Annotated in this window: 29 protein-coding genes; 15 read left to right on the plus strand and 14 right to left on the minus strand. The window is 61.4% G+C overall.

Annotation, left to right across the window (positions count from 1 at the left end; all coding sequences use genetic code 11):
- Window positions 1-2: 2 nt before the first annotated feature.
- Window positions 3-2,819 (minus strand): ATP-binding protein, encoded by a 2,817-nt coding sequence (locus tag BM017_RS13420; protein WP_092245527.1) that lies wholly within the window; start codon window positions 2,817-2,819, stop codon window positions 3-5.
- A gap of 94 nt (window positions 2,820-2,913) precedes the next feature.
- Here BM017_RS13420 and BM017_RS29115 point away from each other — a divergent pair, with 94 nt between their 5' ends.
- The 8 genes from BM017_RS29115 to BM017_RS13460 all read left to right on the plus strand — a co-directional run bounded on the left by BM017_RS29115 (window position 2,914) and on the right by BM017_RS13460 (window position 7,225).
- Window positions 2,914-3,072 (plus strand): hypothetical protein, encoded by a 159-nt coding sequence (locus BM017_RS29115; RefSeq protein ID WP_156682177.1) that lies wholly within the window; start codon window positions 2,914-2,916, stop codon window positions 3,070-3,072.
- Window positions 3,073-3,390: 318 nt separating this feature from the next.
- Window positions 3,391-3,663: a BufA1 family periplasmic bufferin-type metallophore gene (locus BM017_RS13430; protein ID WP_049712652.1), complete on the plus strand. Its 273-nt coding sequence runs from the start codon at window positions 3,391-3,393 to the stop codon at window positions 3,661-3,663.
- The gene (locus BM017_RS13435) at window positions 3,660-4,067 is read left to right on the plus strand and encodes a DoxX family protein (protein ID WP_092245010.1); all 408 of its coding nucleotides are present in this window, start codon (window positions 3,660-3,662) and stop codon (window positions 4,065-4,067) included. The genes BM017_RS13430 and BM017_RS13435 overlap by 4 nt, the downstream gene beginning before the upstream one ends.
- 18 nt (window positions 4,068-4,085) lie before the next feature.
- Entirely contained in the window at window positions 4,086-4,847 is a 762-nt protein-coding gene (locus tag BM017_RS13440; protein WP_071491921.1) for an alpha/beta fold hydrolase, read from the plus strand.
- 26 nt (window positions 4,848-4,873) lie between these two features.
- Window positions 4,874-5,155 carry a BufA2 family periplasmic bufferin-type metallophore gene (locus tag BM017_RS13445; protein ID WP_092245013.1) on the plus strand — a complete coding sequence of 94 codons (282 nt, stop codon included), beginning with the start codon at window positions 4,874-4,876 and terminating at the stop codon, window positions 5,153-5,155.
- A gap of 54 nt (window positions 5,156-5,209) precedes the next feature.
- Complete coding sequence (locus tag BM017_RS13450) at window positions 5,210-6,034, plus strand: MNIO family bufferin maturase (RefSeq protein ID WP_071491920.1); 825 nt, start codon at window positions 5,210-5,212, stop codon at window positions 6,032-6,034.
- On the plus strand, window positions 6,031-6,780 hold the full coding sequence (locus BM017_RS13455) for an HvfC/BufC N-terminal domain-containing protein (RefSeq protein WP_092245016.1): 750 nt from the start codon (window positions 6,031-6,033) through the stop codon (window positions 6,778-6,780). The genes BM017_RS13450 and BM017_RS13455 overlap by 4 nt, the downstream gene beginning before the upstream one ends.
- Complete coding sequence (locus BM017_RS13460) at window positions 6,773-7,225, plus strand: alpha/beta fold hydrolase (protein WP_092245019.1); 453 nt, start codon at window positions 6,773-6,775, stop codon at window positions 7,223-7,225. Before BM017_RS13455 ends, BM017_RS13460 begins: the two co-directional genes overlap by 8 nt.
- On the opposite strand, the gene BM017_RS13465 is transcribed toward BM017_RS13460, so the two are convergent.
- Window positions 7,226-7,951, minus strand: coding sequence for a carbonic anhydrase (locus BM017_RS13465; RefSeq protein WP_092245022.1), 726 nt, complete (start codon window positions 7,949-7,951; stop codon window positions 7,226-7,228).
- A gap of 179 nt (window positions 7,952-8,130) precedes the next feature.
- Here BM017_RS13465 and BM017_RS13470 point away from each other — a divergent pair, with 179 nt between their 5' ends.
- From BM017_RS13470 to BM017_RS13480, 3 genes are read left to right on the plus strand one after another with little or no spacing between them, the layout of a single operon-like run.
- On the plus strand, window positions 8,131-9,495 hold the full coding sequence (locus BM017_RS13470) for an MFS transporter (RefSeq protein ID WP_092245025.1): 1,365 nt from the start codon (window positions 8,131-8,133) through the stop codon (window positions 9,493-9,495).
- Window positions 9,496-9,541: 46 nt separating this feature from the next.
- Window positions 9,542-10,672: an MFS transporter gene (locus tag BM017_RS13475; RefSeq protein WP_092245028.1), complete on the plus strand. Its 1,131-nt coding sequence runs from the start codon at window positions 9,542-9,544 to the stop codon at window positions 10,670-10,672.
- Between the two features lie 16 nt (window positions 10,673-10,688).
- Window positions 10,689-11,156, plus strand: coding sequence for an MEKHLA domain-containing protein (locus BM017_RS13480; RefSeq protein WP_256572974.1), 468 nt, complete (start codon window positions 10,689-10,691; stop codon window positions 11,154-11,156).
- Here the strand turns inward: BM017_RS13480 and BM017_RS13485 are convergent.
- Window positions 11,153-11,674, minus strand: coding sequence for a DUF3087 family protein (locus BM017_RS13485; protein ID WP_092245035.1), 522 nt, complete (start codon window positions 11,672-11,674; stop codon window positions 11,153-11,155). The genes BM017_RS13480 and BM017_RS13485 overlap by 4 nt on opposite strands.
- Window positions 11,675-11,787: 113 nt before the next feature.
- Between BM017_RS13485 and BM017_RS29120 the strand changes: the two genes are divergently transcribed.
- Both BM017_RS29120 and BM017_RS13490 read left to right on the plus strand, forming a co-directional pair.
- A complete protein-coding gene (locus tag BM017_RS29120; protein WP_170856076.1) occupies window positions 11,788-11,964 on the plus strand; it encodes a hypothetical protein in 177 nt (58 codons plus the stop codon).
- 14 nt (window positions 11,965-11,978) lie between these two features.
- On the plus strand, window positions 11,979-12,179 hold the full coding sequence (locus BM017_RS13490; protein WP_083351478.1) for a DUF6021 family protein: 201 nt from the start codon (window positions 11,979-11,981) through the stop codon (window positions 12,177-12,179).
- Between the two features lie 21 nt (window positions 12,180-12,200).
- Here BM017_RS13490 and BM017_RS13495 read toward each other — a convergent pair whose 3' ends face one another.
- The 4 genes from BM017_RS13495 to BM017_RS13510 all read right to left on the minus strand — a co-directional run bounded on the left by BM017_RS13495 (window position 12,201) and on the right by BM017_RS13510 (window position 15,277).
- Window positions 12,201-12,710, minus strand: a complete 510-nt coding sequence (locus BM017_RS13495) for a flavin reductase family protein (RefSeq protein ID WP_092245038.1) — start codon at window positions 12,708-12,710, stop codon at window positions 12,201-12,203.
- A 70-nt stretch (window positions 12,711-12,780) separates the two neighbouring features.
- On the minus strand, window positions 12,781-13,815 hold the full coding sequence (locus BM017_RS13500; protein ID WP_092245041.1) for a methionine synthase: 1,035 nt from the start codon (window positions 13,813-13,815) through the stop codon (window positions 12,781-12,783).
- Between the two features lie 27 nt (window positions 13,816-13,842).
- Window positions 13,843-14,826, minus strand: coding sequence for a DUF1852 domain-containing protein (locus tag BM017_RS13505; protein WP_092245044.1), 984 nt, complete (start codon window positions 14,824-14,826; stop codon window positions 13,843-13,845).
- A 214-nt stretch (window positions 14,827-15,040) separates the two neighbouring features.
- On the minus strand, window positions 15,041-15,277 hold the full coding sequence (locus BM017_RS13510) for a DUF6555 family protein (RefSeq protein WP_058425027.1): 237 nt from the start codon (window positions 15,275-15,277) through the stop codon (window positions 15,041-15,043).
- 120 nt (window positions 15,278-15,397) lie between these two features.
- Between BM017_RS13510 and BM017_RS13515 the strand changes: the two genes are divergently transcribed.
- Both BM017_RS13515 and BM017_RS13520 read left to right on the plus strand, forming a co-directional pair.
- Complete coding sequence (locus tag BM017_RS13515) at window positions 15,398-16,231, plus strand: arylamine N-acetyltransferase family protein (RefSeq protein WP_092245047.1); 834 nt, start codon at window positions 15,398-15,400, stop codon at window positions 16,229-16,231.
- 126 nt (window positions 16,232-16,357) lie between these two features.
- Window positions 16,358-17,110 (plus strand): outer membrane beta-barrel protein, encoded by a 753-nt coding sequence (locus BM017_RS13520; RefSeq protein WP_092245050.1) that lies wholly within the window; start codon window positions 16,358-16,360, stop codon window positions 17,108-17,110.
- A 354-nt stretch (window positions 17,111-17,464) separates the two neighbouring features.
- On the opposite strand, the gene BM017_RS13525 is transcribed toward BM017_RS13520, so the two are convergent.
- From BM017_RS13525 to nuoJ, 7 genes are all read right to left on the minus strand, one after another.
- On the minus strand, window positions 17,465-17,779 hold the full coding sequence (locus BM017_RS13525) for a helix-turn-helix domain-containing protein (protein ID WP_071491908.1): 315 nt from the start codon (window positions 17,777-17,779) through the stop codon (window positions 17,465-17,467).
- Entirely contained in the window at window positions 17,769-18,119 is a 351-nt protein-coding gene (locus BM017_RS13530) for a type II toxin-antitoxin system RelE/ParE family toxin (RefSeq protein WP_092245053.1), read from the minus strand. The genes BM017_RS13525 and BM017_RS13530 overlap by 11 nt, the downstream gene beginning before the upstream one ends.
- A 239-nt stretch (window positions 18,120-18,358) precedes the next feature.
- Window positions 18,359-19,822: an NADH-quinone oxidoreductase subunit NuoN gene (gene nuoN, locus BM017_RS13535; protein ID WP_058425023.1), complete on the minus strand. Its 1,464-nt coding sequence runs from the start codon at window positions 19,820-19,822 to the stop codon at window positions 18,359-18,361.
- Between the two features lie 7 nt (window positions 19,823-19,829).
- Complete coding sequence (nuoM, locus tag BM017_RS13540) at window positions 19,830-21,362, minus strand: NADH-quinone oxidoreductase subunit M (protein ID WP_010209575.1); 1,533 nt, start codon at window positions 21,360-21,362, stop codon at window positions 19,830-19,832.
- 49 nt (window positions 21,363-21,411) lie between these two features.
- Window positions 21,412-23,265 (minus strand): NADH-quinone oxidoreductase subunit L, encoded by a 1,854-nt coding sequence (gene nuoL, locus BM017_RS13545; protein ID WP_071491906.1) that lies wholly within the window; start codon window positions 23,263-23,265, stop codon window positions 21,412-21,414.
- On the minus strand, window positions 23,262-23,570 hold the full coding sequence (gene nuoK, locus BM017_RS13550) for an NADH-quinone oxidoreductase subunit NuoK (protein WP_003174727.1): 309 nt from the start codon (window positions 23,568-23,570) through the stop codon (window positions 23,262-23,264). The genes nuoL and nuoK overlap by 4 nt, the downstream gene beginning before the upstream one ends.
- 2 nt (window positions 23,571-23,572) lie before the next feature.
- Entirely contained in the window at window positions 23,573-24,076 is a 504-nt protein-coding gene (gene nuoJ / locus BM017_RS13555) for an NADH-quinone oxidoreductase subunit J (protein ID WP_016974048.1), read from the minus strand.
- Window position 24,077: the final 1 nt, after the last annotated feature.

A 24,077-nucleotide genomic window follows, 5' to 3' on the forward strand; every position in this document is an offset into this window, starting at 1 on the left:
CACTACCGGTGCTGGAGCCGCGGCAACGAGGCGATGCGCAACTTGGGTTCCTGCAACCGCGCCAGGTCGGTCGCGATCTGCGCCCGCCAAAAATGCGCGCCCGCCAACTGCGCGTCCACCCAGGCCTGGCGCAGCAGCACGGTGGCCTTGTCCACCGAGCCGTAGTGTGCCTGGCGCAGGATCAGTTGCGCCTTGATCCGCAGCATTTGCGGCACGAACCAGCGTTCATGGCGGCCGAGGGCCAATTGCAGGGTGTCTTCGAGCACTTCCAGGGCGAGTTTTTCCAGGCCCAGGCGCGCCAGGCCCAGGGCGTACTCACAGCGCAGCAGGCTGTAGAGCTGGCTGTCGCCCTGGCCTTGCAAGTGGTGCAAGGCTTCGCCCAGTTGCGGCACGCCGGTTTCCGGGGCGCCTTCGCGGATCAGCAGGATGTTTTCGAAACACAGGCGAAATTGCCGCCAGATATGCAGGTCCTGGCCGGTGGTGCTGTCTTGCAGCAGGCCAAGGTAATAGCGCACTTTCGGCAGGTTGGATGCCAGCAGTGCCAGGGGTATGGCACCCAGGCACAGGGTGTACCAGAGGGTCGCAGGGTGTTCGAGGGAGATGGCTTCGTCGACGCAACTGCCGATCAGGCGCAGCGCCGGGTCGACATCGCCTTCAAGCAACTGCACCTTGGCCTTGAGGCAGCGGGCGGCGATGCGTTGGTCGAATTGCAGGTCGATGATGTGCGAACGCGGTGCCGACGGCGAGCCCAGGGCTTCATCGATGTTCTGCCGTGCCCCCATCAGGTCACCCATATGGAACAGCGCCACGGCACGCATGCGCTTGCCGAGCAATTGTTGGCTGCCGCTGCTGTTCAGCGCGATGTAGCGCTCGGCCAGTTCCAGGGCTTCAGTGTACTGGTTGCAGCCGCAGCGGTCGGTCCACAGGCCCCACAGGGCACGCAATTTGTGCTCGGCATCGCCGAGGTCGCGGGCGTCTTCGCATACCTGGCGCCAGGCGTCGCGCATCGGGCCGCCGGTGCCGTAGGTGAGCATCAGCACGCTGGCCAGGGCGGTGTGCAACAACATGCGCTGGCGCAAGGGCAGCGGGATGAGGGCGTCGCTGGCCAGGCCTTTGTCGACCCAACTGCGGCACTCGCTGATCAAGGACACCCGCAGCCACAACGGCACGCCGCCCAGGGTCAATTCGATGCCCAGGGACAGGTCGCCGGTGGGCGAGTAGGCCCAGTCGAGGGCCGCCCGGATGGTATTGATCTGCGCAGCGTAGAGGGCCAGCCAGGTGCCTGGCGACAAGCCATCCAGGGTTCGCCCGGCTTCCTGCAGCACGCCGAGCGCATAGCGCGCATGACGCTGGCAAGTGGTACGGGTTTCGCCCTGTTCGTCGAGTTTTTCCAGGGCGTAGGCGCGGGTGGTTTCCAGCAGGCGGTAGTGCTTGGGCACGGTGGATTCGCTGGCGATCAGCAGCGACTTGTCCATCAGGCTTTCGAGCAAGGGCAGGGCGTTGCGCGGGGCCAGGCGGCTGCTGGCGGTCATCGTCTTGACGGCCTCCAGGGTGAAGGAACCAGTGAACACCGCGAGCTGGCGCAGCATGGCCTGTTCGTCGTCGCTGAGCATGGCGTAGGTCCAGTCCAGGGTCGCGCTCAGGGAACGATGCCGGGCGAGGGCGGTACGCCGGCCAGTCATTTGCAGGCGGAAGCTGCCGTCGAGCAGGCCCACCAGGTCCTGGATGCCAAAGGTGCGCACGCGGGCGGCGGCGATTTCGATCGCCAGCGCGTTGCTGTCGAGTTTGCGGCAGATCGCACTGACGGCCGCGACGTCGGCGTCGGTGAACACAAAACCCGGGTCGAGGGCGCGTACGCGTTCCACAAACAGACGCACGCCGGACCATGCCAGGGCTTGCTGGGCGCTGAGGTGGGCGTGTGCGTCGGGCACCTCCAGCGGTGCCAGGTCATGCACCCGTTCGCCGTGTGCACGCAGCGGTTCGCGGCTGGTGGTAAGCACACAGCATTGCGGGGCGCTGCGCAGCAGGATTTCGACCACGTCGGCGGTGGCCGGCAGTACGTGTTCGCAATTGTCGAGCACCAGCAGCAAGCGACGGTTGGCCAGGCTGGCGACCACACAGTGCAGCGGGTCTGCGCTGACGGTCTGGATACCCAATGCGCTGGCGAGCATGCCGGCCACCCATTGCCCGCCAGTGGCGGGGGCCAGGTCGACGAAGCACGTGCCCAGATTGAGTTCACCGGCCAGACGCTGCGCCACCGCCATGGCCACAGTGGTCTTGCCGATTCCGCCGGGGCCGGTGAGGGTGACGAAGCGCTGGCTCATGACCTGGTCGGCCAGGCTGGCGATCAAGGCGTCGCGGCCGATCACCTCAGCCGTCGGCGTCGGCAGGTTGGGCTCATCCACACGCACATAGGGCGCGGGCAGGTGCTCTTCACTGGCCGCCTGTACGGTGACGGGGGCGACAAAGCGATAGCCGCGGCCCGGCACGGTGACGATATAACTGCAGTTGCCATCGTCACCCAGCGCGCGGCGCAGCGCGACGATCTGTGCGCGCAGGTTGCATTCCTCCACCACCACCTTGGGCCAGGCGAAGGCGATCAGTTCGGCCTTCTCCAGCAATTCTCCCGCACGGGTCACCAGGGCAATCAACAGGTAGAGCGCGCGACTGCCCAGGGTGACCGGCACGCCGTTGCGCAACAACACATGCTGCTTGGCCAGTAATAGATAGGGGCCAAAGCCCAGGGTGCTGTCAGGGGCGGCCGGCGCGGGATGGTCTGCGTCCAGGAAGGACACTGCGTGGTTCTTGCTCGAGCTCATCAAATCGTCCTTTTTATAGTCAGGCTTGTTATTGGCGATCAGGCCATTCGCCCTTTTTGGGGTACAGATGTGCAGCAGCAGTCTTGGAAAAATGATGTCGATCAACCGTGTTAAAGGCTGCCCTCCTTTGGGGCGTGGTGGTTTTTATGGTGACGTCACGGAGCCTGTTTCAGGGGATGAGACTGTCTCAGAGCTGAAACATTTTATTACTAGAAATACTGATAAAGCAGAATGTATGCCAGTTGGCATGTAACAAACATGACAACAACCGCATGAAATTTATGGTGATTTTTGCGGTCGTCGACGACACGGGAGGGCCTTCGTTCGGAAAGGCGAATATTTCTAATTGTGTCGTTCGGGATGCCGAATAAAGCGCCGGGGTTTTGGCACTGTTTTATTGACTGTGTATCGAACTGTATCCCTGCACCATCCTGATACACCTGCATGACGTTCTGTCGCGTTCGCGACACAGAGCGGATACACGCCTGGCTTTAACTCTGCTCACCAGCTGGCGCAGGCGGTCACCGACCCCAAGCGCCCTGGCCACCCTCAGTCAAGCCAGGAGACTCTTATGAAGCGTCCTTACGCAGCCCTCGCGGCAACCCTTGCGCTGTCCCTCAGCGCCTTCGCGGCCGTGGCCCACGCCGACGAGCCCAAGCCCCAGGAAAAATGCTTTGGCGTGTCCCTCGCCGGTGCCAACGATTGCGCCGCCGGCAAAGGCACCTCGTGTGCCGGCACCGCCACCACCGACTACCAGGGCAATGCCTGGGTGCTGGTGGACAAAGGCACCTGCACCCAGATCAAGACCCCTAAAGGCTTCGGCAGCCTCACGGAGCAACCGTGATCCAGCGCCTGCTGCCCGAAGCCCTGCTGTTGCTGGTGGCGCGGGTGGCGATCGCGGCGGTGTTCTTTCTGTCGGGACGCACCAAGGTCACCGGGTTGATTGAACTCAAGCCGTCGACCTACACGCTGTTCCGCTCGGAGTACGCCTTGCCGCTGATTCCGCCGGAGTGGGCGGCGCACCTGGCGACCTACGCCGAGCACCTGTTTCCGCTGTTGCTGGTGCTGGGCCTGCTGACCCGTCCGGCCGCCGCCGCGCTACTGGGCATGACCCTGGTGATCGAGGTGTTTGTGTACCCCGATGCCTGGCCGGTGCACCTGACCTGGGCGGGGCTGTTGTTGCCGCTGCTGGCTTATGGCGGTGGGGCCTGGTCGCTGGACCGCCTGATGCTGGGCAAACGTTCTTAACTTTGATGGAGATTTCCCATGCGTATGCTTTCTTCCCTGGCCATTGCCATGGCCTTGACCGTTCCGATGCTGGCCCAGGCCGCGGATGCCCCGCAGCCCGGCACCGGTAAAAGCGTGGTGATCGTGCCCGGTTCGTTTGTCGACGGCTCCGGCTGGCGTGTGGTGCACGACATCCTGATTCACAAGGGCTACAAGGTCACGGTGGTGCACCAGGGCCACGAGAATTTGGCCGCCGACGTGGCCGAGGCGCGCGAAGTGCTGGAGCAGCAAGTCGGCCCGGTGGTGCTGGTGGGTCACAGTTCCGGTGGCGGGGTGATCTCGATTGCCGGCGACCGCGACAAGGTCAAGTCGCTGGTCTACGTGTCGGCGCTGCAACCGGAAGTGGGCGAGAACATGGCCCAGTTGATCGGCTCCATGCCGGCGCCCAGCGATGACATCAAGCAGAGCCGCGACGGTCACCTGTTCTTCGACCGTGCCAGGTTCAACGCCGACTTTGCCGCCGACCTGACCACCAACCGCACCGACTTCATGGCCGCCTCCCAGGTGCCCGCGACCACTGCCCTGTTCGGCGGCACCGTGTGGGCCGCGGCCTGGCACAAAAAGCCGACCTACGCGGTGGTCTCCACCGAAGACCGTGCCCTGAGCCCCGACCTGCAGCGCTGGATGTACAAGCGTGCCGGTTCCAAGGTCACCGAAATCAAGGCCAGCCACTCGGTGTACATCTCCCAGCCCGAGGCTGTGGCGAAGGTCATCGAAGACGCTGCGTCCGTTATCAAGTAATTCACCCCAACCCTGGAGAAACACCCATGAACACTGCACTCAAATCCCGCCTGAGCCTCGCTGCCGCTGCCGCCCTTATCGCCATGGCCTCGGCCTCATTCGCCAGCGCCGCCAGCGCCGCCAGCGCTGCCGACCAACAGGAAAAACCCGGGCGCTGCTACGGCGTCAATACCTGTAAAGGCACCAGCCTGTGTGCCACCGCCAAGAACGACTGCAAGGGTCTCAACAGCTGCAAGGGCGAAGGCGTGATCGTCAAGACCCCGTCCGAGTGCCTCAAGGCCGGTGGCACCTTGACCGAACCGAAGTAATCCACCCGGCGGGCCCTGTGTGGGCTCGCCACTTATTCGTTGCGGAGATCCGTCATGTCGACATCCAACCCTCACTTTTCAGGCTACGGCCTGGGGCTGCGCAAGGAGCATTACTGCGACTTCCTGGAGACTTCGGTGCCCGTGGATTTTGTCGAAGTGATCTCCGAAAACTTCATGGTCGCGGGCGGCCAGCCCCGGCACATCCTGCGCCAGGTGCGCGAGCGCTACCCGGTGGCACTGCATGGCGTGTCCATGTCCATCGGCACCGCCGAAGGGCTGGACACCGACTACCTGCGGCGCCTCAAGTCGCTGGTGGATGAAATTGAACCGCTGTTTGTCTCCGACCACCTGAGCTGGTCGCGCAGTGGCGGTTTCAATGCCCATGACTTGTTGCCGGTGCCCTATACCGACGAAGCGCTGGACCGGGTCTGCGCCAATATCCACCAGGCCCAGGACGTGCTGGGCCGTACGATGCTGTTCGAGAATCCCTCGAGTTACCTGGCGTTCGAGGGGGCCTGCATGACCGAGTGGGAGTTCATCACGGCCATGGCCCGGCGCACCGGCTGTGAACTGCTGCTGGACGTCAACAATGTGTTTGTCAGTGCGAGCAATCACGGTTTCGACGCCCTGGCGTTTCTCGACGGCATCCCCGCCGAGCGAGTACGCCAGGTGCACCTGGCCGGCCACAGCCAGGGCCGTGACATCTTGATCGACAGCCATGACAGCCCGGTGTGCACCGGCGTCTGGGAACTGTACGCACGGGCCATGCAACGGCTGGGGCCGGTGGCGACCATGATCGAGCGTGATGATGAGATCCCGCCGCTCGCCGAGCTGCTTCAGGAACTGTCGATGGCCCGGACGTTGGGGGCGGCGCTATGAACCTGGCGCAACTTCAGCAGGCTTTTCGCCGCTGGCTGGTGAACGCGTCAGATGAATCCGCGCAGTTGCTGGGCAGCAATCACGTCGGTTTGGCGGTGTACCAGAACAACTACCGCGCCCAGTTGGTGGGCTGCCTCGAACAGGCGTTCCCCAACCTGCGCCGTTGGCTTGGAGAGCAAGCGTTTCTGGCCGCGAGCATTACCCATATCGACAACCATCCGCCCCATGCCTGGACCCTGGATGCGTACCCCGAGGGGTTCCACGCCACCTTGAAGGATGTGTTTCCACAGAATCCGGATGTGCATGAGCTGGCCTGGATCGAGTCGGCGCTGAATGAGGCCTTTGTCGCCGCTGACGCGCAACCGCTGGCCCTGGAAGCGCTGGCCGAGCTGGACTGGGACACGGCGGTATTGCAGCTCACACCGTCGTTGCGTTGCCACGGCTTGACCACCAATGCCGAGGCTATCTGGTCGGCGCTGTGGCAGGAAACGTCCGCGCCGGAAGCGGTGATGCTGGAACAGGCGGGCGGTTTGCTGGTGTGGCGGCGGCAATTCACCTCGCGGCTGCGTCAGGTCGATGCGCTGGAACTTCAGGCGGTGCAGCAGGTACAGGCTGACGGCAGTTTCGCCGGGTTGTGTGAGTTCCTGGTGCAACGCCAGGGGGAGGACGCGGGCGTGATGCAGGCAGGTGAATACCTGGCCGCTTGGCTGGGCAGTGAATTGATCGTGGGGGTGAGAGATGTTTGACCGTCGTGGTTTTTTATTGCTGGCGACGGTGGTGATCACCGCCCCGGCGTTTGCGCTGCAACAGGTGAGCACGGATGAGGGGGAGGTGCGTTATGAGCAGTTCGGGCCGGAGGACGGCCGCGCGATCATCTTGCTGGCGGCGGATGTGCAGGTGTTTGCGGCGGTCAGCGGGCCGCTGGCGGCGCAGGGTTTCCGGGTGATCGTACCGTACCTGCGCGAGGCCGATGACGTGGCGCTCGGCCAGGATGTGCTGGAACTGATGAACGCGCTGCATATCCCCGAGGCGGTGCTGGCCGGTGTGGAACAGGGCGCACGCGTGGCGACGCACACGGCGACCCTGAAACCGACACGCTGCGTGGGGCTGGTCACGCTCAACACAGTGCCCCAGGCGGGTTTTGCCGAGGCGGTAGGGGTGATGACGAAGACTGGGCACTGGCGAACCTGATCACGCCAGGAACTCCACTTTGCCACTGCGCAGTCGGTAAGTGCCGCCGACAATGCTGAGTTTTCCTTGGGCAAGGGCATCGGCCAGCACGGTCGATTCGCCCTTGAGCCGTGCCACGGTGTCCCGGACATTTTGCGCAATGGCGTTGTCGAGCAGGTTGCCGGGCGCTTTCAGGATTTTGTTCACGGAAGGCTTGATCGCATCCGCCAGACTCTGGATTTTACCGGGGAAGGTCACGTTATCCTTGACGGCCTTGACCCCGGCCGAAATGGCGCCGCAGCTGTCATGCCCCAACACCAGGATCAATGGCGTCCCCAGCATCACGACGGCGTATTCGAGGCTGGCGAGGCCGTTTTCCGTCACGAAGTTGCCGGCTACCCGTACGCAAAACAGTTCCCCCAGGCCGGTATCGAAGATGTATTCGGGGGCAATCCTCGAATCGGCGCAAGCGAGTACTGCCGCGAACGGATGCTGGCCGCTCACCAAGGCCTCGCGCTCCACCATCAGGTCGCGGCGCTTTGTCACGTCGGCGGCGTAGCGGCTGTTACCCTCCATCAACCGCGCCAACGCCTGCTGCGGGTCGATAATGCTGGTTGACGTGTCGGCCGTGTGAGCCGAGGCGATTGGCAACTGACCTGCCAGAAGCACAGCCCCGGCGCTGGTGGCCGCCAGGCGCAGAAAATGCCGGCGTGCATCGCAATGCGCGGTTTCACGATCGTTGTCCATCAGTGAGTTTCTCGTAAGGGCAGAGGAGCGTCACCCTCGCAAAAATTGCAGCGGGACAATGTAGGAGGTCTCTTTCAATAGGCGCGAACATGAAAATACGGACAGTTAGCCAATCGGCCACTGAATAAATTCGCGGCTGCCATTAATCTAACCGCCTTAGTCACCTGCGCGGATTGTTCATGTCTTCTGTTGCCGATGGGTTGCCCCTCGATAAACGCCTGCCGGCCGTGATCGCGATCTCCCTGGGGATCGGCATGGCGACCCTGGACACGGCCATCGTCAACACGGCGTTGCCGACCCTGGCCGAGGGGATCGGCACCGATTCCGCTTCGGTGATCTGGGTGGTCAATGCCTACCAGTTGGCGATCATCGCCACGGTGCTGCCGTTTGCTTCGCTCAGCGATGTGCTGGGGCATCGCCGGGTGTACCTCGGCGGGTTGTTGCTGTTTATTGTGTCGTCGCTGTTTTGCGGGTTGGCCGGCTCGCTGCTCACCCTGACTGCCGCGCGAGTGGCGCAGGGGCTTGGGGCGGCGGCGATCATGAGCGTGAACACGGCGTTGCTGCGGCATATCTACCCGTCAAAAATGCTCGGGCGCGGGCTGGGCTATAACTCGTTGGTGGTGGGGTTGGCCTTTACCCTTGGGCCGACGGCTGCGTCGGCGATTCTGTCGGTGGCGACCTGGCATTGGTTGTACCTGATCAACGTGCCGCTGGGGTTACTGGCCTTGGGGTTGGGCGTGCGCTCGTTGCCGACCCTGCCAATGACCGGGCATGCCTTCGACCGTCTTGCCGCCGTACTGTGCGCCGGGCTGTTCGCCCTGCTGGTGCTGGGCCTGGGCACGGCGGTGCACGGTGCCCAGGGTGCGCTGACGCTGGGTGTGATTGCGGTGGCACTGGTCTGTGGCGTGCTGCTGTTGCGGCACCAGGCCGGGCACCCGGCACCGATGCTGGCGCTCGACCTGTTCAAGCGCCCGGTGTTTGCCTTGTCTTCCTTGACGGCCGTGTGTGCCTTCAGCGCCCAGGGCCTGGCCTTTGTGTCGCTGCCGTTTTTGTTGCAGGCGGTGCTCGGCCATAGCCAGGTGGAAACCGGTTTCCTGATGACGCCATGGCCGGCGGTGGTGGCGGTGATGGCGCTGGTTGCGGGGCGTCTGGCGGACCGTGTGTCCCTGGGCGTGCTGTGCGGCATCGGCTTGTTGATGCTCAGCGTGGGGATGGCTGCGTTGGCCACCCTGGGCAGTGGCGCCTCGGCATTTGATATCGGCTGGCGCATGGCGCTGTGCGGGGCCGGGTTCGGTTTTTTCCAGTCACCCAACCTCAAGGCGTTGATGACCAGCGCACCGCTGGCGCGCAGTGGCGGGGCGAGCGGCATCGTGGCGATTTCACGCCTGTTGGGCCAGACGCTGGGCGCATCGCTGGTAGCGTTGTGTTTCCACCTGTCCGTGGGCAGCGGCCCGCATTATGCGCTGTGGCTGGGCTGCGGGTTTGCACTGTTGGGCGCCGTGGCCAGTGGTCTGCGTTTGTTGCCCTATGGGAAAAAGGGCTGATTAACGCTACCGTGGCGACCTGAATATTTCGGGATGTTTCAGATTTATGTCCAGCCTGGCCCTCCGCACCGCTGATACCCACTCCCGCCGCGCCGCTTTGACCCTGGCGTTATGCCTGCCCAGTGACGTGTTGCTCTACCTGTTGCTGCCCATGGAATCCCAGGCGTTCGGCATCACCCTGGCCCAGGCCGGGGTGTTGCTGGCCGCCAACCGCCTGGTGCGGATTTTCGGCTACCGGCATGTGCTCAATTTCTACGCACGCAACGGCGACCGCCTGACCTGCATGATCGCCGCCGGCGCCGCAGCGTTGTGTGCGGTGGGCAACTCAATGTTGTCCGGGTTTGCCGCATTGCTCTGCCTGCGCCTGGTGTGGGGCTTGTGCTTTGCAGCGTTGAACCTGTCGACCCAAGTGCTGGCCACGTCGGAACCTGCCGGCGCCGCACGCCGCGCCGGGCGCTCACGGGCGTTGATCGCCCTGGGGCCGATGCTGGCGCTGCCCCTGGGCGGCTGGCTGACGCTGTGGGCCGGGCCGCGTCCGATCTTTCTGATTCTGGCCGGGTGTTGCCTGGTGGGCTTGTGGATGGCGCGCGGTTTGCCTACGGTCGGGCATGATTTGCACAGCACCCCGGGCCGACGCTTCAAATGGCCGGACAGTGTGGCAGTGTGGTCGTTTATCGAGGGCGTGGCGCTGGACGGGTTGTTTATCTTCGGCCTGTCGATCCAGGCGCAGAAGCTGCTGGGCGGGGATGCGGTGCTGATCGCCGGCGGCCTGATGGCGTTGCGTTATGTCTCGGAAATGCTCCTGAGCCCTTTGGGCGGTCGAGCGGCCCAGCGGTTTGGCGCCACCTCGATGCTGTTGCTGTTTTCGTTCCTGAGTGCCCTGGCCCTGACGGCGTTCGGCAGTTACTGGGTGATTGTCGGCGCGGCGGCGGTACTGGTGTTGCGCGCACTGCAACTGCCGCTGGTGACTACCCTGGTGGCGGAGCGCAATCCCGGGTCGATGCGGGTGTCGGCCCTGGCCTCGAATGCCGTGTGGCGCGATATCGGCGCCGGCCTCGGCCCCTTGCTCGCCGGCCTGCTGCTGCCGATCGCCTCGGCGCCGTGGGTGTTTGGCCTGGCCGGTGCAGCCATCGCCGTCAGCGCGGTGTTCTGCTGGCGGGCAAAAAATTCCAACTGATGATGTGAGGTTGTACGTGTCCTCTCAAGAAAGCTTCGTAGACGTGCTGGACAAGGCCTATCGACACTGGACCGGCCAGGGACTGCCGGCCCCGGCACACCTGGACGCACAACAGCGCCTGGCCTGGCTGCACCGCGACGCACCTTACAGCCTGCTGGCCCATGACGGCGGCGCAGATCCGCGATTTACGTATGTGAATGAATGCGCCCTGCAGTGCTTCAAATACCCGCGCGAGAGCTTTATCGGCATGCCCTCACGCTTCAGCGCTTCGGCCCTCGACCGCGATGCGCGCCAGCTGCTGCTGGAGCAAGTCACCGCCAACGGCATCGCCGAGGGCTACAGCGGTTGGCGGGTGGATGCGCACAACCAGCCATTCATGATTCATGCCGGGGTGGTATGGACCTTGCTCGATGACGCCGCCCAGCCGTGCGGCCAGGCGGCGCTGTTCTGGCCCGACGAGCAGCGCATCGGCGAGTTGGCTTAAGCGGTTTTCAAGGTTGCCAGCCAGGCGGGGTCGAGACGGGTTTGTTCGGTGTCGATCCCCAGCGCCTGCATCCTGGCCTTGTGCGCCTCGACCTCAGCCACCAACTGCACCTGGGCGCTGGAGTTGGCCTCCAGCTCATGCATCTGCGTCAAGCCCAAGTGGTAGAAGCGCAGCACCTTGATCGCCGCCGGGTCATTGGCCTGCACCCGCTCGATGACCTTGTGCATCACATTGGTCACGCTCATCAGGCTGCGCTTGAGCTGCCAGCCATACACCGCCGGCGCGAGCCACCCCTGGGTCCAGAACGGGCCACGGATCAGGGCCATGGTGATCAGCACCCCGGCGAACACACCGCCGACATTGAAGCGGAAATTGTCACCGCCGGGCTCACCAAACAGCATCACCGCCAGGCTCGACAGCAGCATCGCCAGGGCGACGAACAACACGGCCACGATCAGCGTGCTGCGCCGGGTCTGTTGACGGAAGGTGACAGGGTCGCAGGGTTTGAGCTCGAACATCCGGGGCATTTCTCCAGAAGGGGCCGGCATCATCTCACGCTTGGGCAAACAAGTTGAACGATGCTGCACGGCGGTTTCTCTAAATTGATGTAGACCCTTTGAGGTGAGCCATCATGCCCGAATACAAGCAACCACCGCCCGGTACCCCGAACCCTGACCGCACACCCGGAGAGGAAGAGCGCGACAACGATGCGTTGCGCCCCAACGACCCGGCGGAGCGTCAGGAAGACGACGTGGAGCGCGTCGAGGAAGACCTTGAACGCCTCCATGACAAGGCTCGCCCACTTTAAATGAGGAGAACGCCGTGAGTGACACATCGAAAGGCCCGGCTTCGGGCGAGCATTCCAGTGTTCAGGATGAACTGGGGTTTGATCCGGATTCACCGGATGTATCGGATCCGCAGGTAGACCCGATTGGCCCGGCTATCGCGCCGTTGGATAAGAAAAATACCGACAAGGACGAGCGCAAACCACCTTACGATCCGCTGGGAGATTTGAAGACTTGATCCGGCCACGGTCCTTGCGGCTCATTCTTGCCGACACGCATCGTGCGTGGCGAGGTCGCGATACTGTCCTTTGAAGTACAGCAATGGCCGCGAAGCAGTCGCTTCAGGCGGGTTCATGGCTTTCACTTCGCCGATCACGATCAGGTGATCCCCCGCGACGTGTTCGGCGTGAATTTCGCAATCCAGCCAGTGCAGGCTGCCGGCAATGAGCGGATTGCCCAGTGGTGATGCCTGCCACTCTACGCCGTGCCACTTGTCTGTGCCTCGCCGAGCGAACTGGTTGGAAATCCTGACCTGCTCGCCGGACAGGATATTGACGGCAAACCGGCCGGCCTGGCGCATCCTCGGATAGCTGGCTGAATTGGACATGACGCTGAATGACACCAGTGGCGGGCTCATCGACACGCTGTAGAACGACTGGCAAGTGAAGCCGATCGGCTCGCCGTCAACGTGGGAGGTAATCACTGTGATACCGGACGCGTAGTGCCCGAGGGCTTCTCGAAAGCGCGAGGGCTCGATGGGAGGTGACATGGGCGGTCCTGAATGGGGTGACGTGCGAATGCGCCAGGCAAGGCCTGACATCGTCAGGCCTTGCGTATTCTCAGTACGGGTTCGAGAGTTCGTTTCGGACAATCGCTGCGCCGGCACTCAACGCATTCAGCTTGCCCCTGGCGATGTGACGAGGCAGCGGCGCCATGCCACAGTTCGTGCAAGGGTAGAGCTTGTCGGCATCGACAAACTGCAGTGCTTTTCTCAAGGTGTTGGCGACTTCCTCGGGTGTTTCAATGGTGTGGCTGGCCACGTCGATGGCGCCGACCATCACTTTTTTGCCGCGGATAAGTTCAATCAGCTCCATGGGCACATGGGAGTTGTGACACTCCAGCGAGACGATATCGATACTGGATTGCTGCAGCTTGGGGAAGGCTTCTTCATATTGACGCCACTCTGATCCCAGCGTCTTTTTCCAGTCAGTATTGGCTTTGATGCCGTAGCCGTAGCAAATATGCACGGCGGTTTCGCATTTGAGGCCTTCAATGGCCCTTTCCAGGGTGGCCACGCCCCAGTCGTTCACCTCATCAAAGAACACGTTGAAGGCGGGCTCGTCGAATTGGATGATATCCACCCCGGCGGCTTCTAATTCAAGGGCTTCCTGGTTGAGGATTTTGGCGAATTCCCAGGCGAGCTTTTCACGACTCTTGTAATGGTTGTCATACAGCGTGTCGATCATCGTCATGGGGCCAGGCAGCGCCCACTTGATGGGTTGACTGGTTTGCTGGCGCAAGAACTTGGCGTCTTCGACAAACACGGGTTTCTGGCGGGAAACAGCCCCTACGACCGTTGGCACGCTTGCGTCGTAACGATCACGGATTCGCACGGTCTCGCGTTTCTCGAAATCAACACCGCTGAGGTGTTCAATAAACGTCGTCACAAAGTGTTGGCGCGTCTGTTCACCATCACTGACGATATCAATGCCCGCGTGCTGTTGTTCCTGCAGGGACAGGCGCAAGGCGTCGTGTTTGCCCTCGGTCAATGCCTCATCCTGCAGTTTCCAGGGTGACCACAGTGTTTCAGGTTGAGCCAGCCAGGAAGGTTTAGGCAAACTGCCGGCGGTCGAAGTAGGTAACAACTTTTTCATCAGGGATGACCTTGTAGTATTAATGCGTCAAAGCGCGCAGTGGGCGGACCACTGTTGAAGAACAGCCTGGTAGGGTTTGATAAAGTGCTCTTCAACAAATTTTCCCTGTTCAATCGCCAGGCGGCTGCGTTCTTCTCGATCGTAGACAATCAATGTCAGTGAGTAATCCTGGTGCTTCAAGCTGGGTCGGTAGAATTTGCCGGCGGCAGAATTGGCATTGTAAATTTCGGGCCGGTAAATCTTCTGGAAAGTGTCCATGGTGCTGATGGTGCTGATGAGTTCAAGATTGCTGTAATCCGCCAGCAAATCACCGGAAAAATAAAAGGCCAGCGGCGCAACACTGTTTGAAGGCATGAAGTAGCGAACCTTCAATCCCATTTTATTGAAGTACTCATCGGTCAAGGAGTAGGCGTCCTGTTGGTATTCAAAGCCCAATACAGGATGCTGGTTTTCTGTCCGATGATAGGTCCTGGTGTTCGAAACGCTCAGGCAGATCACCGGCGGCTTCTTGAAGTTTTCTTTGTACGTGTCTGAGTTGACGAAGTGCTTGAACAGTTTTCCATGCAAGTCGCCAAAGTTCTCGGGTGTGCTGAACTCGGTCTGATTCTTGTTGTGTGCTGACAAGGCAACGCTGAAATCGTAGTCGCGAACGTAGGAGGAAAAGTTGTTGCCGACAATACCCTCAATGCGTTCATGGGTGTGTTGATCGACAATCGTCGTTTTCAATATTTCAATCAGCGGGATGGCGTTGCCACGCTGTTCAGGGGCAATGTCCATTTCAACCGAGACGATATCAAGTTCCACTCTGTAGCGATCACCCTTGGGGTTATCCCACTGCGCCAACGCATTGAAACGATTGTTGATCATCCTCAATGTGTTGCGCAGATTCTCCTGGCGACTTTTGCCCCTGGCCAAGTTGGCAAAGTTGGTGGTGATGCGCGTGTTTTTCGAGGGCTGATAATGTTCGTCGAAACGCAGGGTTTTGAGGGTAAAGGCAAACTCGCTGTTCATTGTGGCCTGACATCCTGATTTCCGGAATACACCTGATGGGTTGTTCAGGTGCCAGATTGATTTCTAGAATCAATAATTAGGATGTAGTTTAGGCAGCGCATGGGTCGAGTGAAATTGAATTGATTTCACTGAAGCGTTAGCCCTGTTCATGATGGGCAAATGGTCAACTGCAGAGGGTGTTAAAAGCCCCACCTTGTACGATGGGGCTGTGCACTTACTTGGGTGCGATCCACGTGACATCCGTAATCCCAAACTTCTCCGCCCAGGGCCGGGTGGTTTTCTTGACCTGCTCATGCCCCACGCGCCCCACGCGACTGACATGGGCAATATCGGCATCCACCGCCGCCCAGTGCCAGGCCTCGGCGTTGTTCATCACTTCAGCACGCACCACAAAGGTTTTCGGTTGACCGTGCAGCTGATAATTGATCGTGTAGATTTTTGCGGTACTCATGTTGCCTCCCTGTGTTGTTATAGATGGATAGGGCAGCGTTCAAAAAGGTTCATTCAAAATGACAATCTGCAGGTTGGCGCGGCATAGTGATGCCTTCTTCCTGTGCCCAAGGATCGCGCCATGCCTCTGCTGACCCATAGCCGTCTCTACCTGCAACGCCTGGGTTATGACACGCCGCCGGCGCCCACCCTGCACACCTTGCAGGCCCTGCAACTGCGCCACGTGTGCAGCTTTGCCTTCGAGAACCTGTCGAGCCTGATACGCCTGCCGGTGCCGATCGACCTGCCCAGTGTCGAACAAAAAGTACTGTTGGACGGGCGGGGAGGCTATTGCTATGAGCTGAACCAGATGTTCCTGGCCTTGCTGCAGGAACTCGGCTTCGAGGCGCGTGGCATCACCGGCCGGGTGGTGATGGGCGGGGCGCCGGATGCACGCACGGCGCGTACTCATCGTTTGAGCCTGGTGACCCTGGACGGCGTGCGCTACATCACCGATGTCGGCTTTGGCGGCATGGTGCCCAGCAGCCCGTTGCAACTGGACACCGAAGTGGTGCAGGCCACGGCCCATGAACCGTATCGCCTGACTTTCGACGGGCAGGGCAGTTACACCTTGTGGGCACAAGTGGCCGAGGAGTGGCGTGGCCTGTATGTGTTCGACCTGCAAGTACAGGCGGATATCGATTACGAAATCGGCAACTGGTACGTTTCCACCCACCCGGATTCGGTATTCGTGGGCCAACTGAAAGTCGCACGCCTGGCACCGGGCAAGCGCCATACCCTGAACAACACCCACTATGCGATCCACTCACTGGACCGGCCGAGCGAAAAACGCACGCTTGGCAGTGCCGATGAGGTGGTGCAGGTGCTGACTGAAACCTTCAGGATTCGCGTGCCGGACACGGCAACGCTTCGGCAAACCCTGGATGGCCTGGTCCTGGCTGCCTCCCGGGAATAGTGAGATAGAGCCTCGCTGAACCGTTTTATCTCCAAATCCACGCAAATTAATTCGAACCTTTGGCGCATGCCGGGGTTCGAACCGTTTCCTGAATAATTTGCTCACCAGACAAGGAGATGTAAAACGATGTCCAAGCTATTCGGAAAACTCTTCAAGGGTTCCTCGCTGCTGGCGCTGGTCGCTGCGCCTGCCGTGGTGTTCGCCGCACCGTCCACCGACCCGATCTCCACCTTCGGGATCCTGGGCAGCTACAACGACTTCAAATTCGAAGGCGGCAGCCAGAGCGACAAGGGCCACATGCCTGAGGCGGGCCTGTTCTACAACTTCGGCAACAAGCTCACCGCCGAATCCGGCTTTATCTACCAGGCCGGTATCGAAGCCAAATACGGCGAAAAGAGCGATAACAAACTCAAGGAAGGCCAGGCAGACCTGGATCTCGGCTGGCGCGCCGCGCTGGATGCGCGCAACTTTGTCGACGTGATCGTTGGCGGTGGCTACAGCTGGACCCGCTACGAGCCAGAGATCAACGACCTCGACGTGAAGCTCACCAACAAATCGCCGTTCGCCAAGGCGGCCCTGGGCTATAACCACCAGTTCGATGACATGACCCTGCGTCTCGAAGCCGGCGCCCGTCGCACCATCGACGGTCGTACCAAGCTCAAGGTGGAAGATTTCGGCAGCGACACCGTGGACCTCAAGGACCGCACCAACCCCTACGCCGAAGTCAGCCTGTTGATGAATCAGAAGGGTGACCTGCCGGTGGTCGCGGGCTTGTACTACACCCGCACCGAGTACAAACTCGACGGTAACTCTGAAGTAGCTGACAACACCAAACTCAAGCGAGATGAGTACGGGTTCAAGGTCGGTATCGCGTTCTAAGTGCATCGCCCGGACGTGGGCGGCCAACGCCCACGTTCAACTGTCCCCGCCAGCCCCCCTTTGTGTCCGCCAAAACCCTCAACGCAGTCGCGTCGCTGCCTTAGTGTGGAACCTGCTTTCCATATCCTGAGAAGAGAGGGTGGCCATGCCCCGCATCGCCTACCAGACCCTGGCCTGGGCGATTTTCACCTCGGCGCGTTGGGCGTGGCCACTCGCATCCGCTCGCAGAACCGCACCCCGTATCACCTGCGCGAACGCTAGTGGACCGCCAGGACTGGGGGTGGCTGCGCATAACATGCTCGGCGGCCCATAGTGCTGAATGAAAAAGCTCCGAACCTGTCGGGGCTTTGTTGATCAACCCAATGCAGCGAGTTGCGCAACGGTTTCCGGGAAACGTGCCACCAGGCGAATCAGGGTGGCGGCCTGGGCATTTGGCTTGGCCCGACCTTGTTCCCAGTTTTCCAGGGTGCGGGTGTTGGTGCGCAGGTACATGGCGAACACCGACCGGGAGAGGTTGAGTTGTTGACGCACGGCCACCACCTCCTCGGCGGTAAGCGGCTCCAGTTGATTGAGATGAACCTTATGGGTTCGCAGGGTGACTTTGCCCTGGCGTTCGTTTGCCAGGGCGTCGAAGCCTTCGACCAGTTCGGAAAAGATTTCACGTTTCATGATGTGTTCTCGCTTTGATTTCCCTGTCCAGCATGTGTTTTAGGGCTTTTTTGTGCTGTGGTGTCAGGTCATCCTGTTCGTGCTTGCCGTACAGGGTGAACAGCCAGAATTGCGTGCCGCCCGACCACCAGTAGTAAATGACCCGCAGGCCACCGCGCTTGCCTTTGTTGCGTCGCTCGTCGATGAAGCGAACCTTGCGCAGTCCGCCTGTTCCCTCGATCACATCTCCTGCTTCCGGGTTCTTCATCAACTCTTGTTGAAAACCCTGGAAAAGCTCGTCACTCAGATAGTCCTTGCGATGCCGCTCGAAGGCCGGCAGTTCGATAAATAGAGCAGCCATGTTCTGTACGTAGCCTACGTAGAGTTTGGTGGCCCACCTGCTTATGGTCAAGTGACCTGGCTGTGGGAACTTTCCTAAAACTCAAACACCATACGGCGGGCTTCGGCGTGCATATGCCAGATGAGTAGGCGAGTGGAAGAGGAAATTTCCGTGAGTTGAAAAGGGTGTTTGAACCCATTGCCCAGAATGCAAAACGGCGCCCGAAGGCGCCGTTTTGTTGACTGCATCCCGCTAAGCGATCAAACGCCCAACACCGCGTGCTGCACCAGGGTGAGCAGCGGTTGTGGGTACACACCCAGGAAGAACGCGAGCAGGGCAATGGCCAGCAGCATTACACCGCCTGCCTTCTGTTCCCAGTGCAGTTCGGCATCCACACGGCGCAGGTTTGGCTCGATCAGGTACAGGGTGACCATCACGCGCAGGTAGTAGAACACGCCGATGGCGCTGCCCAGTACCAGGGAGGCAACCAACCACCACTCGTGCGCTTCGACGCCGGTGGCGACGATGTAGAACTTGCCGATGAAGCCCGCCGTGAGCGGAATACCGGCCAGGGACAGCATCATCACGGTCAGGACGGCGGTCAGGTACGGACGGCGCCAGAACAGGCCGCGGTACTCGTACAGGGCGTCGGCGTCACGGCCTTTGAACGGCGAGGACATCAGGGTGATCACGCCGAAAGCGCCGAGGCTGGTGATCACGTAGGTGACCAGGTACACACCCATGGCTTCCACGGCCAGGCCTTTGCTCGCCACCAGGGCGATCAGCAGGTAGCCGAAGTGAGCGATGGACGAGTAACCCAGCAGACGCTTGAGGTTGTTCTGGGTCAGGGCCAGCAGGTTACCGAACAGGATCGACGCGATGGCGATCACGGTCAGCACGTTGCTCAGCACGCCAGTGTTGGCAGCAGGCGAGATCTGGAACAGACGCACCATCACCGCAAACACCGCAACCTTCGACGCGGTCGCCAGGAACGCGGCCACCGGCGCCGGGGCGCCTTCGTACACGTCCGGGGTCCACAGGTGGAACGGCACCAGCGACAGCTTGAACGCCAGGCCGATCAGCATCATGGCCAGGCCCAGTTGGGCAATCGGCGCAGGCAGGCTGGTGGTGGCCAGGGCGTGGCCGATACCGGTGAAGCTCAGGCTGCCGGCTTCGGCGTAGAGCAGGGCCATGCCGAACAACAGGAACGCGGAACCGGCGGCGGACAGCACCATGTACTTGATGCCGGCTTCCAGCGAGCGCTTGTTGAAGAACGCGTAGGCCACCAGGCCGTAGGTCGGGATCGACAGCAGTTCCAGGCCGATGAACAGGCCGGCCAGGTGCTGTGCGCTGACCAGCACGATGCCACCGGCCGCGGCCAGCAGGATCAGCAGGTACAGCTCTTCCTTGTTGCCTGGGTAACCGGTGCCGCCTTCGCCCATGTAGGCGTGGGCGAGGGTGACGCAGGCCAGGGTCGCGACCAGGATCAGCGCGATATACAGCAGGGCGAAGTCATCCACCATCATCAAAGGCGTGACCGCCAATGGCGCGACCTTGAGGGCCGGGATGATCGACAGCAGGGCCAGGTTCAGACCGGCACAGGACAGCAGGAACGTTTGCGAGTGATTGCGGCGCCAGGCGATTGCCAGCATCACCACCACGATGGTGAGGCTGGTGATCAGCAGCGGCGCAAGCGCGATAAAGTGTTGGATCGTGAATTCCATAGCGCTCTTACCGGGCCGAAGCGAGTTGAGAGAAGGCGGTGCCGAACCACTGCTGCACGCCATGCATCGTTGCGGCAGAAGTGTCCAGGAACGGTTGCGGGTACACGCCGATATAGATCAGCAGTACCGCAAGGCCGAGCACCATGATCAGTTCGCGAGCATCCATCCCTTGCAGGACGGTGTCGGACTTGGCCGGGCCGAAGTAGGCGCGGTGGATCATGATCAGCGAGTAGACCGAACCGAACACCAGGCCGGAGGTAGCAATCGCACTGATCCACGGCGTTTGCACGAAGGCACCCATCAGGATCAGGAACTCGCCGATGAAGTTACCGGTGCCCGGCAAGCCCAGGGACGCGGCGGCGAAGAACAGGCTGATCGCCGGCAGGTAGGCGATGCGCGACCACACGCCACCCATTTCACGCATGTCACGGGTGTGCAGGCGCTCGTACAGCTGGCCACTCAGGATAAACAGGGCAGCGGCCGAGACACCGTGGGCCAGCATCTGGATCACCGCGCCCTGCAGCGCCAGTTGGCTGCCGGAGTAGATACCGATCAGTACGAAGCCCATGTGGGAAACGGACGAGAAGGCAATCAGACGCTTGATGTCGGTTTGCGCGAACGCCAGGAACGCACCGTAGAAGATCCCGATCAGACCCAGGGTCATGGCGATCGGCGCGAACTCGGCCGAGGCATTCGGGAACAGCGGCAGGGCGAAACGCAGCAGGCCGTAGGCCGCAGTCTTCAGCAGGATACCGGCCAGGTCCACGGAACCGGCAGTCGGCGCCTGGGCGTGCGCATCAGGCAGCCAGGAGTGGAACGGCACCACCGGCAGCTTCACCGCGAAGGCGATGAAGAAGCCCAGCATCAGGATGTACTCGGTGGTCAGTGACATCTTGGTCTTCAACAGGTCGGCGTAGTTGAAGGTAATCACGCCGGTGTTATTGAAGTTGACCAGTACCAGGCCCAGGATCGCCACCAACATGATCAGGCCGGAAGCCTGGGTGAAGATGAAGAACTTGGTCGCCGCGTAGATCCGGGTTTTCTTGCCGTCCGAAGAACTGTGACCCCAGAGCGCGATGAGGAAGTACATCGGCACCAGCATCATTTCCCAGAAGAAGAAGAACATGAACAGGTCGAGGGCGAGGAACACGCCGACGACACCGCCCAGGATCCACATCAGGTTCAGGTGGAAGAAACCCACGTGACGCTGGATCTCTTTCCAGGAGCAGAGTACCGAGAGGATACCCAGCAGGCCGGTCAGCAGGATCATCAACAGCGACAGGCCGTCGAGGGCCAGGTGCACGTTGATGCCGAAGCGCTGGATCCACACGTGCTTGAATTCAAGCGCGAAGGTCGGATCGACACCCGGTGCCGGAGCAAATGAATAGTCGCCATGGGCCCACAGCCAGAGGCCGAGCGCGAGTTCCAGGGACATGGTCAGCAACGCAATCCAGCGGGGGAGGGTGGCGCCGAAGCGTTCACCCATCCAGCAGAGCAGGCCGCCGATGAAGGGGATCAGGATTAGCCAGGGCAGAATCATGACAGGCTCGTTTCCTTTCGCAAGTTCGCAAAGATCGCAATGTTCATAGTCATATCGCTACCACGACGATGGCGCCGATTACCAGCACGGCACCGGCCGCCATGGAGGCTGCATACCAGCGCAGTTGGCCAGTCTCGCTGCGGCTCAGGGCGGTGTGACCGGCCTTGGCGGCACGCGGGATCAGACCGATGGTCTGGTCGAGCGGGTCCTTGCGCAGAATGTGGCTGATGGCGAGGTAAGGCTTGACGAACAGTTTGTCGTAGATCCAGTCGAAGCCCCAGGCGGCGAACCACCAGGCCGACAGGAAGCGGCCGATGCCACTGTTGGCGACGGCCGTCACGAAGCGACGCTTGCCGAGGAACAGCAGGGCCGCCAGCAGGATACCGGCAATGGCGATGGCGCCCGAGGCGATTTCCAGGCTGTGCTGGGCTTCGCCGCCGGCATGGCCGACGCTTTGCGGCAGTACACCGTGCAGAGGCGGGGTGATCATGGCGCCGACGAAGGTCGACAGGATGATCAGTACCGACAATGGCAACCAGTGCGAGATGCCGTGGCCTGCGTGAGCTTCGGTCTTGGCTTCACCGTGGAAGGTGATGAAGATCAGGCGGAAGGTGTACAGCGAGGTCATGAACGCACCCACCAGGCCTGCGTACAGCAGGTTCTGGTTGCCGCTGGCGAAGGCTTCCCAGAGGATTTCATCCTTCGAGTAGAAACCGGCGGTCACCAGCGGCAGGGCGGCCAGGGCGGCACCACCGACGATGAAGCTGGCATAGGCCAGTGGCAGTTTCTTCCACAGGCCGCCCATCTTGAAGATGTTCTGCTCGTGGTGGCAGGCCACGATCACCGCACCGGAAGCGAGGAACAGCAAGGCCTTGAAGAAGGCGTGGGTCATCAGGTGGAAGATCGCCGCGTCCCAGGCGCCAACGCCCAGGGCCAGGAACATGTAGCCGATCTGGCTCATGGTCGAGTAGGCAAGGATGCGCTTGATGTCGGTCTGTACCAGGGCAGCGAAGCCAGCCAGGACCAGGGTCACGCCACCAACGATGCCGACCAGATGCAGGATGTCCGGCGCCAGGGTGAACAGGCCGTGGGTACGGGCGATCAGGTAGACGCCGGCGGTTACCATGGTGGCGGCGTGGATCAGTGCGGAAACCGGGGTAGGGCCGGCCATCGCGTCCGCCAGCCAGGTTTGCAGTGGCAGTTGCGCGGATTTACCCACGGCGCCGCCGAGCAGCATCAGGGTGGCCAGGGTGATCCAGAAGTCGCCAACCTGGAATTTCTGCGGTGCCAGCACCAGCAGTTCCTGGATGTTCAGCGTGCCCACTTGCTGGAACAGGATGAACAGGCCGATGGCCATGAACACGTCGCCGATGCGGGTGACGATAAAGGCCTTGAGTGCTGCGTTACCGTTGTTGCGGTTGCTGTAGTAGAAACCGATCAACAGGTACGAGCACAGGCCCACGCCTTCCCAGCCGAAGTACAGGAACAACAGGTTATCGCCGAGCACCAGGAACAGCATGCTGGCGATAAACAGGTTGGTGTACGAGAAGAAGCGCGAGTAACCGGCTTCACCGCGCATGTACCAGGACGCGAACAGGTGGATCAGGAAGCCCACGCCGACCACCACGCCGAGCATGGTGATCGACAGACCGTCGACGTAGAGGGCGAAGTTGGGCTTGAAGCCCTCCACCGACATCCACTGCCACAGCACCAGGGTGTAGTGACCGCCTTCCGGCGGCGCCACGTTGAATTGCCAGATGACGTAGGCGGCAACGATCGCCGACAGGCCAATGGAACCCACGCCCACCAGGGCAGACAGGTTTTCCGACCAGCGTCCACGGGAGAACGACAGCAGCAGGAAACCGATCAGGGGAAATACGAAAGTCAGAAAGATCATGTTCATCCGCGCATCTCACTGGCAGCGTCGATATCAAGCGTGTGGAAGCGACGATACAGTTGCAGCAGGATCGCCAGGCCAATGCTGGCCTCGGCGGCTGCCAGGCTGATCACCAGGATGAACATGACTTGTCCATCCGGCTGGCCCCAACGTGCACCCGCAACGATGAACGCCAGTGCCGCAGCGTTCATCATGATTTCCAGGCTCATCAACACGAACAGAATGTTACGGCGGACCATCAGGCCGACCAGGCCAAGGCAGAACAGGATGCCGGCGACCGCCAGACCATGCTCCAAAGGGATAGCAGGCATCGTCATTGCTCCTTGGCTTCGTTGCGGCCCAAGTGGAAGGCGGTGACGGCTGCAGCGAGCAGCAGCATCGACGCCAGTTCGACCACCAGCAGGTACGGGCCGAACAGGCTGATGCCCACGGCTTTTGCATCCACGGTGGTGTGGCCGATGGCCTGGCCGCTCTGGTGAGCGAACAGCACATACAGCAGTTCACCCAGCAGCAGCGCTGCCAGGACAACCGGGCCGAGCCAGATGCCGGGCTTGAGCCAGACGCGTTCCTGGGCGACCGAAGCCGGCCCCAGGTTGAGCATCATCACCACAAACACGAACAGCACCATGATGGCGCCGGCGTAGGCGATCACTTCCAGCACACCGGCGAACGGCGCGCCGAGGCTGAAGAAGGTCATGGCCACGGCGATCAGCGAAATGATCAGGTAGAGCAGGGCGTGCACGGGGTTGGTGTTGGTGATCACGCGAAGCGTGGACACAACCGCGATACCCGATGCGAAATAGAAAGCGAATTCCATC

The sequence above is a fragment of the Pseudomonas sp. NFPP04 genome, from assembly GCF_900113815.1.
Classification (GTDB): Bacteria; Pseudomonadota; Gammaproteobacteria; order Pseudomonadales; family Pseudomonadaceae; genus Aquipseudomonas; species Aquipseudomonas extremorientalis.